Annotated in this window: 11 protein-coding genes and 1 pseudogene; 3 read left to right on the top strand and 9 right to left on the bottom strand. The window is 68.9% G+C overall.

Annotated elements, in window-relative coordinates; all coding sequences use genetic code 11:
• Nucleotides 1–8: 8 nt before the first annotated feature.
• The 4 genes from ACTWP6_RS23180 to ACTWP6_RS23195 form a co-directional block, all read right to left on the bottom strand.
• Entirely contained in the window at nt 9–2,699 is a 2,691-nt protein-coding gene (locus ACTWP6_RS23180; RefSeq protein WP_443188901.1) for a valine--tRNA ligase, read from the bottom strand.
• Nucleotides 2,700–2,760: 61 nt separating this feature from the next.
• Nucleotides 2,761–3,348 carry a DUF937 domain-containing protein gene (locus ACTWP6_RS23185; protein WP_260754234.1) on the bottom strand — a complete coding sequence of 196 codons (588 nt, stop codon included), beginning with the start codon at nt 3,346–3,348 and terminating at the stop codon, nt 2,761–2,763.
• A 44-nt stretch (nt 3,349–3,392) separates the two neighbouring features.
• Nucleotides 3,393–4,658: a saccharopine dehydrogenase family protein gene (locus ACTWP6_RS23190; RefSeq protein ID WP_260754235.1), complete on the bottom strand. Its 1,266-nt coding sequence runs from the start codon at nt 4,656–4,658 to the stop codon at nt 3,393–3,395.
• 11 nt (nt 4,659–4,669) lie between these two features.
• Nucleotides 4,670–6,682, bottom strand: coding sequence for an alpha/beta hydrolase family protein (locus ACTWP6_RS23195; protein ID WP_260754236.1), 2,013 nt, complete (start codon nt 6,680–6,682; stop codon nt 4,670–4,672).
• Between the two features lie 173 nt (nt 6,683–6,855).
• On the opposite strand from ACTWP6_RS23195, the gene ACTWP6_RS23200 reads away from it, so the two are divergent.
• Nucleotides 6,856–8,190, top strand: a complete 1,335-nt coding sequence (locus ACTWP6_RS23200) for an ammonium transporter (protein WP_443188902.1) — start codon at nt 6,856–6,858, stop codon at nt 8,188–8,190.
• Nucleotides 8,191–8,409 carry a hypothetical protein gene (locus ACTWP6_RS23205; protein WP_260754241.1) on the top strand — a complete coding sequence of 73 codons (219 nt, stop codon included), beginning with the start codon at nt 8,191–8,193 and terminating at the stop codon, nt 8,407–8,409. It begins immediately after the preceding gene.
• A gap of 122 nt (nt 8,410–8,531) precedes the next feature.
• Here the strand turns inward: ACTWP6_RS23205 and ACTWP6_RS23210 are convergent, their stop codons facing one another.
• Genes ACTWP6_RS23210 through ACTWP6_RS23220 form a run of 3 tightly spaced genes read right to left on the bottom strand, consistent with a single transcriptional unit; the run spans nt 8,532 to nt 10,998 of the window.
• Nucleotides 8,532–9,509, bottom strand: a complete 978-nt coding sequence (locus tag ACTWP6_RS23210; protein WP_260754243.1) for a heme-dependent oxidative N-demethylase family protein — start codon at nt 9,507–9,509, stop codon at nt 8,532–8,534.
• Nucleotides 9,506–10,450 (bottom strand): PDR/VanB family oxidoreductase, encoded by a 945-nt coding sequence (locus ACTWP6_RS23215; RefSeq protein ID WP_443188912.1) that lies wholly within the window; start codon nt 10,448–10,450, stop codon nt 9,506–9,508. Before ACTWP6_RS23215 ends, ACTWP6_RS23210 begins: the two co-directional genes overlap by 4 nt.
• 2 nt (nt 10,451–10,452) lie before the next feature.
• Nucleotides 10,453–10,998, bottom strand: coding sequence for a dimethylamine monooxygenase subunit DmmA family protein (locus ACTWP6_RS23220; RefSeq protein WP_443188903.1), 546 nt, complete (start codon nt 10,996–10,998; stop codon nt 10,453–10,455).
• A gap of 116 nt (nt 10,999–11,114) precedes the next feature.
• Between ACTWP6_RS23220 and ACTWP6_RS23225 the strand changes: the two genes are divergently transcribed.
• Nucleotides 11,115–12,281, top strand: coding sequence for an FAD-dependent oxidoreductase (locus ACTWP6_RS23225; RefSeq protein ID WP_260754248.1), 1,167 nt, complete (start codon nt 11,115–11,117; stop codon nt 12,279–12,281).
• Between the two features lie 31 nt (nt 12,282–12,312).
• On the opposite strand, the gene ACTWP6_RS23230 is transcribed toward ACTWP6_RS23225, so the two are convergent.
• Together ACTWP6_RS23230 and ACTWP6_RS23235 are read right to left on the bottom strand one after the other, a co-directional pair.
• Nucleotides 12,313–12,819: a transglycosylase family protein gene (locus ACTWP6_RS23230; RefSeq protein WP_260754249.1), complete on the bottom strand. Its 507-nt coding sequence runs from the start codon at nt 12,817–12,819 to the stop codon at nt 12,313–12,315.
• Between the two features lie 241 nt (nt 12,820–13,060).
• Nucleotides 13,061–13,294: pseudogene (locus ACTWP6_RS23235) on the bottom strand (transglycosylase family protein); the annotation flags it as partial.
• Between the last annotated feature and the right edge of the window lie 28 nt (nt 13,295–13,322).

The raw sequence follows: 13,322 nt of genomic DNA on the forward strand, positions 1-13,322 counted from the left end.
CTGCTTCGCTACTGGCTCGCCGACAGCGCGGCCAGCCGCGCGGTGAGGCGCTCCACTTCCTCGTTGGCCACCTGCTGCCGGTTCCGGATCTTGTCGACCACCTCCGCGGGAGCTTTGGCCAGGAACGCGTCGTTGCCGAGCTTGGCGGTCGTGCCCTTGCGCTCCTTCTCGGCGGCCGCGAGGTCCTTCTCCAGCCTGCGGCGTTCGGCCTCGACATCCACCGTGCCCGAGGTGTCGACCTCGACCACCACGGTGCCGCCCGACAGCCGCACCTCGACCGCCGCCGACGTGGTGAACCCGTCCTCCGCATCGGTCAGCCAGGCCAGGGTTCGCACCGCGGGGACATGGTCATCCAGACCCGCCGCGCCGATGTCGGACAGTCTGGCCGGCACCCGCTGCCGGTCGGCGAGACCCTGGTCGCTGCGGAATCGCCGCACCTCGGTGATCAGTTTCTGGGTGTCGGAGATCCGTTGCGTGGCGCCATGATCGACGGCGTGACCGCTCGGGGCCGGCCAGTCGGCGATGACCAGGGACTCTCCGCCGGTCAGCGTCTTCCACAGGACCTCGGTGACGAAAGGCATCACCGGATGCAACAGCTTGAGCAGCACGTCGAGCACGAACGCCAGCACCGCAGTCGTGTGGGAAACACCTTCGCCCAGTTGCACTTTCGCGAGCTCGACATACCAGTCGCAGAACTCGTCCCAGGCGAAGTGGTAGAGCGACTCACATGCGCGACTGAACTCGTAGCCGTCCAGCGCCGAATCCACCTCGGCTCGCACCTCTTCGAGCCGGCCGAGGATCCACCGGTCGGCGTCGGTGAGTTCGGCCGCCGGCGGCAGTGGCGCCGGGCTGGCGCCGTTGAGCAAAGCGAAGCGGGTCGCGTTGAACAACTTGGTGGCGAAGTTGCGGGACGCGCGGGCGTGGTCCTCACCGATGGCGAGGTCGCCGCCCGGGCTGGCGCCGCGGGCCAGCGTGAAGCGCAGCGCGTCGGCGCCGTATTTCTCCACCCAGTCCAGCGGATCGATGCCGTTGCCGCGCGACTTGCTCATCTTGCGGCCGTGCTCGTCGCGGATCAGGCCGTGCAGGAACACGTTCTCGAACGGCACCTGCGGGTGTGCGCCCTTCGTGGCCGTGCCGGTGATGGCCGGGTCGTCACCGACGAAGGTACCGAACATCATCATCCGGGCCACCCAGAAGAACAGGATGTCGTAACCGGTGACCAGCACGGTGGTCGGATAGAACTTCGCCAGTTCGGGGGTGCGGTCCGGCCAGCCCATCGTCGAGAACGGCCACAGCGCCGAACTGAACCACGTGTCCAGCACGTCGGGGTCCTGCTCCCAGCCTTCGGGCGGCGTCTCATCCGGTCCGACGCAGACGGTCTCCCCGTTCGGTCCGTGCCAGATCGGGATGCGGTGCCCCCACCAGAGCTGACGTGAGATGCACCAGTCGTGCATGTTGTCGACCCAGGCGAACCACCGGGGTTCCAGACTGGCCGGGTGGATCGCGGTGTCGCCGTTGCGGACCGCGTCACCGGCAGCCTTGGCCAGTGACTCGACCCGCACCCACCACTGCAGGCTCAGGCGCGGCTCGATCGGTTCGCCGCTGCGCTCGGAGTGGCCCACGCTGTGCAGGTAGGGACGCTTCTCGGCGACGATGCGGCCCTCTTCGGCCAGCGCCTCGCGCACCGCCACCCGCGCCTCGAAGCGGTCCATTCCGTCGAACCGGGTGCCGGTGTCGCTGATCCGGCCCTTGGTGTCGAGGATGGTCGGCATCGGCAGCTGGTGCCGCAGCCCGATCTCGAAGTCATTGGGGTCGTGGGCGGGTGTGACTTTCACTGCGCCCGTGCCGAATTCGGGGTCGACGTGGGTGTCGGCCACGATCACGATGTCACGTTCGAGGAACGGGTGGGGCAACGTCTTGCCCACCAGGTTTCGGTATCGCTCGTCGTCGGGGTGCACCGCGATCGCGGTGTCACCGAGCATCGTCTCCAGCCGGGTGGTGGCCACCACGATGTGCGGTTCGTCGTCGTTCATCGAGCCGTAGCGAAAGGACACCAGCTCGCCCTCGACGTCCTCGTACTTCACCTCGAGGTCGGAGATCGCGGTCTCCAGCACCGGCGACCAATTGACCAGCCGTTCGGCCTGATAGATCAGGCCGGCGTCGTAGAGCCGCTTGAAGATGGTGCGGACCGCGCGTGACAGACCCTCGTCCATCGTGAACCGATCGCGGCTCCAGTCCACCCCGTCGCCGAGCCGGCGCATCTGGGCGCCGATGGTTCCGCCGGATTCGCGCTTCCATTCCCAGACCTTGTCGATGAACTGCTCGCGGCCGAGGTCTTCTTTGGTCGTCCCGTCGGAGGCGAGCTGCTTCTCGACGAGGGTCTGGGTGGCGATGCCGGCGTGATCCATGCCGGGCAGCCACAGCACCTCATAGCCCTGCATGCGCTTGCGCCGGGTGAGCGCGTCCATCAACGTGTGGTCCAGCGCGTGGCCCATGTGCAGACTTCCGGTCACATTGGGCGGCGGCAGCACGATGGAGTACGGGGGCTTGTCGCTGTCGGGGTCGGCGGTGAAGTAGCCAGCCCGGACCCAGCCGTCGTACAGGTCGGCCTCGACCGCTCCCGGATCCCAGGACTTGGGCAGGGCGTCGAGCTCGGGGGCGCGCGGGGCGTCGCCGGGGGCATTCGGCTGGGAGGTCACCGAGCCATTCTAGGAAGCGCGTGCCGATCACTTCTTTCCGCCCGACGGCGACAGAGCCGCGTCACCTCTTCCCGCCGAGCAGGCCGCCCAGAATGTCGCCGAGCGGACCGCCTTTGTCGCCGCCGAGCACGCTGCCGAGGATGCTGCCCAGCGGGTTGTCCTCACCTGCGGAGCGCTGACCGCCACCGCCCAGGATCCCGCCCAGGATGTCGCCGAGGCCGCCACCGCCCTGGCCCTGGGGTTGCGCCTGGCCGCCGGTGAGTTTCCGGCCGATGTAGGCGAGCACGATCGGCGCGAGGATCGGGAGCAGTCTGTTGATCAGGTCGCTGTTCCCGGCCCCGCCGCGCGACAGCGCCGAGGCGACCTGGCCGGTGTCGTTGCCGCCGAAGATCTTCGCGACCGCCTTGGAGCCGTCCGCCTCGTCGACCTGGTCGACGTCGACACCGCCGTCGAGCAGACCGGCGTGGTTGTCGGCCGCGGAGGCGATGTTCGCCGCGGTGCCGGGGTCTTGCGCGTTGTGCTGTAGTCCGCCGACCAGCACGGGCAGCAGCGTCTTGATGGCGCCGCTGACCTCGGCCTCGTCGGCGCCCAGTCGGGCAGCGATCTGCCGGGTCGGAATCTCCCCGTAGAGCTCGTCGAGGTCGGCCATGCAAGCGACAGTAGACCCGGGATCGACGCCGGGGACCGGATCGATCAGTTCAACCGCGACACGTCCAGGCTGACCCCGGCGGCCGGGAACCGGGCCAGCAGCGCGTCGCCGATGGCCGCGGCCGGGGTCAGGATTCCGTGCAGGTCGGGCAGCTTGTCGCGATCCAGCGCGAGCGCCAGTCCGCTTTCGCCGAGCAGCACCGAGGTCGCCTTGTAGCCGGGGTCACCCTGCTGCGACATCCGGGCAACGTAGCGGGCGCCGGTCGAGGTCGTGGTGTAGGTCTCGACGGTGTAATGCCCGCGTTCCCGGGTCTGCTCGCTCGGCCCGGTGCCGGGTTTGGGCAGGACGCGCTCCAGCGCCCGGCGCGGCACTCGGTTGAGGAAGCGGCTGCCGAGTTCCATCGTCGCGACATTTCCGGCCGTGGCCATGGCGGCCAGCAGCGGCGCGGCCACCGAGTGCCCGGTGCTCATCTGCTCGGCATACTCGAACCGCCTGCCGTACGAGTAGTCCAGCAGCGCGTTGCTGCGCCGCACGATGCGGGTGTTGGGCAGCGCCATGGCGAACGCGCCGACCCAGTAGCCGTCGAGTTCAGGGGCGATCTCCCGGCCGCGGCGCCACCGCGCGTCCGGCTGAGCGCCGAGTTCGGGTTCGGCGCCCCGGTCAGGGGTCAATGTGTAGGGGTCGTTGAGCAGGCGGCGGGCTTCGGGGTCCAGCGACGCCTCGCGGGCGAGCTCGGCCATCGACGCCACCGTGCCGCCGGACACCCCGCCGGCGAAGGTGCGTACGACGTAGTTGGTGTCCCCGAGCGCGCCGGCGCCGTCGCGTCCGGCCTGCCGGTGCAGCGCGAACACGGTCAGATCCGACGGGATCGAGTCGAAGCCGCACGCGTGCACGATCCGCGCGCCGGTGTCGGCGGCCTGTTTGTGGTGCAGGTCGATGCACCGGCGCACGAACAGGGTCTCACCGGTGAGGTCGGCGTAGTCGGTGCCCGCCGCCGCGCACGCCGCGACCAGCGGCAGGCCGTGCCGCAGGTACGGGCCCACGGTGGTGACCACCACCCGGGTGCTGGCCGCGAGTTCGTTCAGTGTCGACGGCGAAGACGCGTCGGCGACGATCAGCGGCCAGTCCTGCGCCGCTTCGCCCAGCGAGTCCCGGACCGCCAGCAGGCGATCTGCCGAACGGCCGGCCAGCGCGATGCGGGCACCGGTACCGGCGGTGGCGAGGTACTGCGCGGTCAGCTTCCCGACGAAGCCGGTGGCCCCGTAGACCACGATGTCGTGCTGACGGTCGTGTGCGGCGTCTGCGCTCATGTCCGCTGACGCTACCCGAGCGTTTCCGGCAGCTCGGTGTCCTGTCCGAGCACGTGGCGGGCCAGGAACGCCAGCACCACCTGGTACCAGATTTTCGCGTGCGGCGGGCTCAGCACCCAATGGTTCTCCGACGGGAAGTACAGGAACCGGTGCACCGTGCTGCCGTCGTCGGCGGCGGGCCTCGCCGACTTGCTCAGCAGCTCATACCAGAGCCGCAGCGCCTCCCCGATCGGCACCCGGTAATCCTTGTCCCCGTGGATGACCAGCATGGGGGTGGCGATCTCGGAGACGAAGAGGTGCGGTGAGTTGGCCCTGGTCATCTCCGGCGTCATCTCCCTGGCCCACCAATAGGCGCCGTCGGTGGTCGCACCGAACTGGTCGAGGGCCCACAGACTGGCGTGGGTGACGATCGCCGAGAACCGGTCGGTGTGCCCGGCGATCCAGTTGGCCATGTACCCGCCGAACGAGCCGCCCATAGCCGCGGAGCGGGTGGCGTCCACCCTCGGGTGCGCGCACGCCGCGTCGGTCGCGGCCATCAGGTCCGTATACGGCGCGAATCCCCATGCCCCCCAGCCCCGTTGGATGAAGTGCTGGCCATACCCGGTGGACAGGGCCGGGTCCGGGAGCAGCACGGCATAGCCCTGGGCCGCCATCAGCCACGGGTTCCAGCGCCAGTGCCAGGCGTTCCAGCTTGCCAGTGGTCCGCCGTGAATCCACAGCAGCAGCGGGGCGGGCTCGTCATCATCGGGAAGGACCAGCCAGGACCGCACGGTCTGCCCGTCCTCGGCCGTGGCGGCCACCTCCATCAGCGCGCCGGGCAGTTCCGGAAACGGAACGCAGTCGAGAACGGTGACCGACCCGTCGGCATCGATGCGGACCGGGTGCGGCGGCGTCGTATAGGAACTGCGCAGCGCGAACAGCACACCGCCGGGCGCGGTCCGCACGTCGGTGTAGGTGAAGTCGTCGGCCACCAAGCTGCGCACCGCTCCGGTGGCAGGGTCGACGGCGAAGACGGGGCCACGACCGTTGTCGTCGGCGGTGACGATCACCGCCGAGCCGTCCGCCGACCAGGTGACCGACGTCGGCCAGCGGTCCCAGTCGACGGTGAGCTCGACCGGTTCTTCGCCGAACCGCAACACACACAACGTGATTCGTGGAGCCTGTCGAGGTGTGGAGATCGTTTCCCGCGTGTAGGCCACCGATCGGCCATCCGGCGAAATGGCCGGGTTTCCGAGGTCGGCGCGCCGGTCGTCGACCACCGTGGTCCGTTGCGCTGTCGCGATGTCGACCCGGACCAGCACGGTGCGCAGCGCCGCTCCCGGCGCCGGGTCCTGCCACGTCGTCACGAGGAACGTGCCGTCGCGGCTGAGGTCGACGTGCGCGTCACGCAGCGCGCGGTCCGGCGCGGGCGTCAGGTCGCGTGCCGCGCCGCCGGTGAGGTCGAAGACGTGGGTCTGTTCGGGGCCGAGGTCGTGGTCCCAGTACCGCACCGGATAGCCGGTGTGCAGCACCGCCGAGATCTTGTTGTCCTTGCGCAGGTTCCGCAGCCGCTGGTCGGTGTCGGTGTCGGCGGCGGAGGCGAGCATGGTGGAGGTGACCACCATGGTGGCCGCTGCGTCCGCCGCCCGCACACTGTCGATGCCGCCGGGCAGTGTCGCCACTTCGTGTGCCTCGCCGCCGACGGCGGGCAGCCGCCACAGTGACTTGCCGGCAGGCTTGTCGTCGCCCTCGCCGGGCCGGGTCGCCAGGAACAGCAGGTCACCGTCGGCGGTGAACTCCGGCGCGGACTCCCCCTTGGCGCCGTAGGTCAGGCGCCGCGCCGGCCGCCCGCCGGTCGGGTCGAGTTCCCATAGCGCAGTGACGAATTCGGTGCGCTTGTCGTCGAGTTCGGCCACCGTCGTCACGACGCGGGAACCGTCCGGCGAGACCGCCAGAGCGGCCACCCGCGGCAGCGCCAGGAATCGGTCGAGGTCGTGAAAGGGAGTGGACGGGGTCGCAGCGGGGACATTCGGAGCAGAAGGCATACGGATTTCGTAACACACTGCCGTACAGGACTTCACGTGGAATTAACACACCTTGACCGGTGGGACACATTCCCACGGTTAGCGTCAAGCGTCGTACACCATCAGTACCTCGAGAACACTACGAATAAACCGTGTTCCGGGAAACCACCCCAACAGACCCGGCGGAGGTCCCATTGACACCCGAAGTCGAGGACGCCTTGGCGTCCATGGCCGCAGTCAACAACGAGTTCTTCTATTGGATGTCGATCGCGTTGATGATGCTCATCCACGCCGGCTTCCTCGCCTACGAGGTCGGCGCCTCGCGGTCGAAGAACGTGCTCGCCACGGCGATGAAGAACCTTCTGGCGCTGGCGACGATCGTCGCGTCGTTCTTCTTCGTCGGCTGGTTCCTCTACAACGCGATGCCCAGCGGCTTCATCGAGTTCAACGACGCGGCCAAGGCCGCGCTGCCGTGGGGCGACAACATGGGCCCGAACGTCGCGGACCCGGCCAGCGGCATCTTCTGGGGGGCGTTCGCGCTGTTCGCCGCCACCACCGGTTCGATCATGTCCGGCGCTGTGCTGGAACGCATCCGGACCAGTGGGTTCCTGGTTCTGACCGTGCTCGTGGGGTCGGTGACCTGGATCATCGGGGCGGCGTGGGGCTGGCACGGCGCCGGTTGGATGCTGACCAAACTGGGCTTTCACGACGTCGGCGCCGCCGGTTGCGTGCACATGATCGCCGGCTTCGCGACCCTGGGCATCCTGATCAACCTCGGCCCGCGCATCGGACGGTTCCTGCCGGACGGCAAGGCCATGACGATTCGCCCGCACAACCTGCCGCTGACCATGCTGGGCCTGATGTTGATCTTCACCGGCTTCTTCGGCTTCCTGATGGGCTGTGTCATCTACGCCGGCGACGGGTTCAGCACGATCTATGCCAGCCCGACCACGTTGAGCGCGTTCGCCTTCAACACACTGATGGGTCTGGCCGGCGGCATCATCGGGGCCTACATGACCTCGCGCGGTGAACCGTTCTGGACCATCTCGGGTGGGCTGGCCGGCATCATCGGGGTCGCGTCCGGCATGGACCTCTATCACCCCGCGCTGGCGTTCGTGCTCGCGCTGGGCGCCGGTGCGTTGATCCCCTACATCGGAAAGCTGTTGGAGAAGTTCAAGATCGACGACGTGGTCGGCGCCGTGGCGGTGCACGGCGGGGTCGGACTGTATTCGGTACTGATGGCCGGTGTGTTCCTGGCGGGCTACCCGAACACCGACGGCAACCCGTCGATCTCGCTGTGGGGCCAGGCGGTCGGTGCGGTGGTGTTCGCGGCGCTCGGCTTCATCCCCGCCTACCTCGTCTCGCTGGGGCTGAAGAAGGTTGGCCTGCTGCGGATTCCGAAGGAGGTCGAGGAACAGGGTCTGGACCTGAGCGAGGTGCCCGCGACGCCGTACCCGGAGGGCATCCCGGTGACGGTCATGCCCGTCAACGGCGGCAAGGCCCTCATCGGTGCAGTGGAGGTGAAGTAGATGTTCAGCCCGATCGACAGCTATGAGGACGCCGGGGTGGTGTTCACGTTCGGCGGCTACTCCGTGGGAGTCTGGCTGTGCTTCCTGCTGGCGGTGATGTTGTTCGTCGGGTTCTTCGTTCGGATGATCCAGCACGAGAACAAGGCGTACAACGCGATCATCGAACATCAACCGGTGGAGCCGGGACCGGCGGCCGAAGGAGAACCGACCCCCTACTGAGCGCCGCAATGCGCGTGCGGTCACCGGCCGCTCGCGAGCACAGACAGAATCGCCCGAATCCGTTGTGGATTCGGGCGATTCTGCGTCCGCAGGGCGCACGGGGTGCCGCCGTCGGCCGACCTTCAGCCGGCGTTGCGCAGCCACTGCACCGCACGGTCGCGGTAGGCGATGATGCCCTTGTATTCGGCCATGTCCGCGGGCAGGTCGGCCAGCACCGCCGCGGTGGCCTGCCGCCACGGGTCGAATGCGACCAGGTCGGCCAGCGGGAGCAGATAGGTACGGATCAGGAAACAGACCGATCCCGACTCCGGCAGGCGGATCAGATGCTGCACCTCGACGCGCAGGTGCACCAGACGTCCGAACTGCTCGTCAGGGACGGTCTGGATCGTGGTCCGGTCCGGGCCCCACTCGTGGTAGCGCTCGGTCGAAACGTCGAGGCGGCGACCGACGGTCAACGTCCAGTTGGTGCGCCGATAGGTCTCCCCGGGCTGCAACCGCATCAGGAACTCCCGGGCGCGGGTGATCACGCCCGTTGCACGCAACCGCGGTACAGGTCCGTGGATCTCCAGGAACGTCATGCCCACGTCGAACCCGAACGACCAGTCGGCGGCGAAGGTCACCACGCCGGCATCGCCGAACAGATCCCCGTCGCGCTGGTCGAGCAGCACGATGTCCTCCTGGACCTGCGCGGCGATGTAGGCCAGCGGCTCGGCGGGCAGGGTCGCGTCGTCACCGACGACGAAATCCTGCACCAGGCCCAGCCGGTCGTTGCGCCAGCGCCACCCGGCGCCGTGCCGTTGCACGGACATGACATCCGGGTACGCCGCCGCCATCTCACGCATCAATGTCAGCATCGCATCCCAGCACGCCGGCCGCATGTGCGCCAGCACCGCGTACCTGCTCGGATCGGCAGCCAGAATCGTTGCGCGCTCAGCCAGTTCGCGCTCGTATTCGCTGTCGATGTCGACCACCCGCTCCCCCCACCCTCCGGCCGGGGTCGGCACCACCGCACCTGCCGGCTCCACATTGGTGCTGTACCGATACTGGTCGGTGGCGAACGGGAACGGGAACGTCGCGATAAGGTCGGGCGCCGAGATCACAGCGCCAACTCCAGGCTCTGGCCCCGGGCCCGGGACACACAGGCCATCATCGAATCCCCCGCATTCTTCTCGTCGTCGGTCAGGTACAGGTCGCGGTGCTCGATGACCCCGCCCGACACCGGAATTCGACACTCTCCGCACACGCCCCGGCGGCAGAGGTTGGGCACTTCGATCCCGCGTCCTTCGAGCGCGTCGAGCAACGAAACACCGGCATCGACGGTGAACTCCTCCGCGTCGGAGGACAGCCGCACCGCGAACGGTTCGCCCGGATCGAGTGCGTCGATTCCGAAGTGCTCGACGTGGATACGGCTGGCCCGCCACCCTAGTTCGACCGCGGAGGCCGTGACGACGTCGATGAAACCGGCCGGGCCACACACGTAAAGGTGCGTTCCGAGCGGCTGATCGGCCAGGCTCGCGGTCAACTCGGCGACGAGATCGGCACGGCGGGTGTGGATCGACACGTGCTCGGTGAGCTCGCGGACGAGATCGGCGTAGACGCCCCGGCCGCGACGGTGGATGTAGAGCAGTCGCGCATCGCGACCCCACAATCGAGCGCTGCGCAGATGCGAGACCATAGGCGTGATGCCGATCCCCGCCGCTACCAACAGATGTCGGCGGGCCCGCAGGATCGGGGGGAACGCGCTGCGTGGCGGACGGGCTAGCACCGTGTCACCCGGGGTGAGCTCGTCATGGATCCAGCGTGAACCGCTCGGAGCACCGTCGCGACCTGCCCGCAACACCGAGATCACATAGGCCGCAGGTGCGGTGGCCTCGCCGGTCAGCGAGTAGGCGTTGACCGGCGACCCCGGTCCTGCGCACTCCACGACGAGGTGACTGCCGGGAGTGAACGACGGCAGCGCACCCCCGTCGGGGTCGACCAGTGTCAGGGTCCGGATACCGTCGAAGGTGTCGTCGACCGCGGCGACGGCGAGCCTGCGCATGTTCACGACGCCACCTGCTGCTCGGCGTCGGCCATGTACCCCAGGTGGGCACCCTGCAGCCTCGAAACATGGTAGTGCACAACTATATTGCGCGCACACCCGGCGCACACCAGGACGTCCTCCAGAGCCACGGAGGCGGTGGTGACCGTCCGGCAGTGCACGCAACGCACCGCGCGCCGGGCTACCTCGGTCGAGCCGACGGTCATCTCGTCGTCGGCGACACCGGCCGCGAGGGCCTCGGCCCGCACCTTGAGACAGGCACTCGCCGGACCGGCGATCATCAGGCGCCACCCCACCCGGGCGTCGGCGAGATCCCGGCGCAGCGCCGTACACGCCGACTCGCCGTCGTCACCGTCAGGCGTCGGATGCAGACGGACCTCGGATTGGGCTGGCACAGCGGCGATCTCAGCGCTCCAGCGCTGAGCGACCTGCATCCCGGCGGCGCCGATCGCGATGATCGTCCAGCACCGACCGGAGAGGTCGGCGGCCGGTTGGGTCGGCCGCACCGCCCATTCGGGCACACTGGTCAGCTCGAGCGCAGGTCTCATGACACCCTCCGGTATACCGACGGTTGACGGGGTTGCCGTTCAGGAAACCAGCGGTGCGTTTCGGCCGTGTGACCGCGCTGTCTCGTCCACTTGACGCATATCGCTAGGGTCGGTGCATGTCGGGGCACACCATCGTGATCGGCGCCGGAATCGCCGGTCTCGCGGCGGCCGTCGCGCTGCGGCACTGCGGGCACGACGTGACGGTGCTGGAACAACGCACCGACGTGAGTTCGGGCGCGGGCATCAGCATCTGGCCGAACGCGCTGGCCGCACTGGACCGCATCGGCCTCGGGGAGGACGTCAGGCGCGCCGGCGGACGCGTGACCGCCGGCGCGATCCGCTGGCGCGACGGCTCGTGGCTGCGCCGCCCCTCGGCGCAGCGGATCGTCACCGCGCTCGGTGAGCCCCTGGTCGTCGTGCGACGGTCGGCGCTGACCGACATTCTTGTGAACAGCTTGCCCCCGGGGACCGTGCGGACCGGGACGGCGGTGACGGGGGTGTCGATCGCCGAGTCCTCGGTGCAGCTCACCTTGTCAGACGGCGGCGTCCGCGACGCCGACGCGGTGGTTGGCGCCGACGGGGTGAACTCGACGCTGGCGCGCACGCTCAACGGCCCGCTGCGCAGCCGATACGTCGGGTACACCGCATGGCGAGGCGTCGCGGCATACCGGCTGGATCCGGCGCTGGCCGGCGAGACCATGGCGGCGGGCACCGAGGTCGGACATGTCCCGCTCGGCCCCGACCACACTTACTGGTTCGCCACCGAACGCGCCCCCGAGGGCAGCAGAGCCCCGGGCGGCGAACATGCCTACCTGAGCGCGAAGCTGTCCGGATGGGCTGATCCGATCCCGGCGCTGCTGGCGGCGACGGATCCGGCCGACCTTCTGCGCAACGACCTCTACGACCGCGCCCAACCCGACCACTGGTCTCGCGGCCCGACCGTGATCATCGGCGACGCCGCCCATCCGATGCGACCGCACCTGGGACAGGGCGGCTGTCAGGGCCTGGAGGACGCGGCGATCCTGGCGAGGTTCGTCGAGTTGTGCCCCGACCTGCCGACCGCGTTCGCGAAATTCGCGGTGTTTCGCAAGAAGCGGGTGCGCCCGCTGGTGCGTGAATCCGCCGCGATCGGCCGCATCGTCAATCTGCGGCCGGCGGCGCTCAGCGGCCTCGCCAGCCGGGCGAGCACGCTGATCCCGGAGTGGGCGGTGACGCGCCACCTGGCCTCGATCGCAGCCGGTGCCGCCTTTGTCCTGCCCACTGTCCGCGACGCGGCCGGCTGACCGCCGGGTCGTGCTCGGCGCGGCTCTCCGGTCAGCGCGCCGAGCGCGGCGTGAACAGCGCGGTGCACATCTTGCGGAGGTCCAGCACGCCGCCGAAGACCGAGGTGGGCATCGTGGCGCAGCCGTTGGCCCTGCCCGTGGTGGTCGAAGGGACCGTGGCCGGTGCCGCCGGAGCCGGGTTGCCCCAGACCTGGGCGGCCATGCCCTTGGCGCCGCACTTCGGCCAGGCCTTCAGGCCCTGGGTGCGCAGCACGTTCTCGGCGACGCGGATCTGCTCGTGCCGGGAAGCGCTGGCCGGGTTGCCCACGCCGCCGTTGGCCAACCAGGTGGCCTGCTTGAACTGCAGTCCGCCGAAGTGTCCGTTGCCGGTGTTGATGGCCCAGTTTCCGCCCGACTCGCACTTCGCGATCGCATCCCAGTTGACGGAGTCGGCGTGGGCGGTGGCGGTGGTGCCGTCCAGTGCCATCGGCACGACGGCCAGGGCTCCGGAGATCGCGGCGGCCATCAGGCCCTTGTTGACTGCGGTACGCACGTTCATCTCTGCGGTCCTTCCCCGACCGTTTGTGACTCAAGGCCCGCAGTGAAGTGGTGGAGCTTTCACGACGCGGTTACCTGCACTGTCGAGTGATGCGCATCACCTGTTAGCGAAGAGACGAAAGTTTTAACAGTTACTTATCTGACGTAAGAGGCGTCTGAGAAGGACGGCGCCAGAGGGGCAGAAGAAACGAGAAGCGGTGCCGACGGGGTCGGCACCGCTTCTTGGTCGCGTTCGTCGGCGGTCAGCCGCGCCCGCCGCAGGTCGGCCACGCACCGATGCCCTGGCTCTGCAGGACGTTGTTGGCGACGCGGATCTGCTCCTCGCGGCTGGCCTGGTGCGGGGCACCCGAGCCGCCGTTGGACTGCCACGTGCTCATGGTGAACTGCAGGCCGCCGTAGTAACCGTTTCCGGTGTTGATCGACCAGTTGCCGCCGGACTCGCAGGCAGCCACAGCGTCCCAGTTGACGCCGTCCGCATTCGCGGTGCCGGCCGCCAAGCCAGTG

This window comes from Mycobacterium sp. 4D054 (assembly GCF_052245755.1).
In the GTDB taxonomy this organism is placed as follows: Bacteria; Actinomycetota; Actinomycetes; order Mycobacteriales; family Mycobacteriaceae; genus Mycobacterium.

Excerpts from the sequence above, each read along its gene's own strand:
- ACTWP6_RS23185 (WP_260754234.1), bottom strand. The coding sequence starts at position 3,348 with ATGGCCGACCTCGACGAGCTCTACGGGGAGATTCCGACCCGGCAGATC.
- ACTWP6_RS23190 (WP_260754235.1), bottom strand. The coding sequence starts at position 4,658 with ATGAGCGCAGACGCCGCACACGACCGTCAGCACGACATCGTGGTCTAC.
- ACTWP6_RS23195 (WP_260754236.1), bottom strand. The coding sequence starts at position 6,682 with ATGCCTTCTGCTCCGAATGTCCCCGCTGCGACCCCGTCCACTCCCTTT.
- ACTWP6_RS23205 (WP_260754241.1), top strand. The coding sequence starts at position 8,191 with ATGTTCAGCCCGATCGACAGCTATGAGGACGCCGGGGTGGTGTTCACG.
- ACTWP6_RS23215 (WP_443188912.1), bottom strand. The coding sequence starts at position 10,450 with ATGCGCAGGCTCGCCGTCGCCGCGGTCGACGACACCTTCGACGGTATC.
- ACTWP6_RS23220 (WP_443188903.1), bottom strand. The coding sequence starts at position 10,998 with ATGAGACCTGCGCTCGAGCTGACCAGTGTGCCCGAATGGGCGGTGCGG.
- ACTWP6_RS23225 (WP_260754248.1), top strand. The coding sequence starts at position 11,115 with ATGTCGGGGCACACCATCGTGATCGGCGCCGGAATCGCCGGTCTCGCG.
- ACTWP6_RS23230 (WP_260754249.1), bottom strand. The coding sequence starts at position 12,819 with ATGAACGTGCGTACCGCAGTCAACAAGGGCCTGATGGCCGCCGCGATC.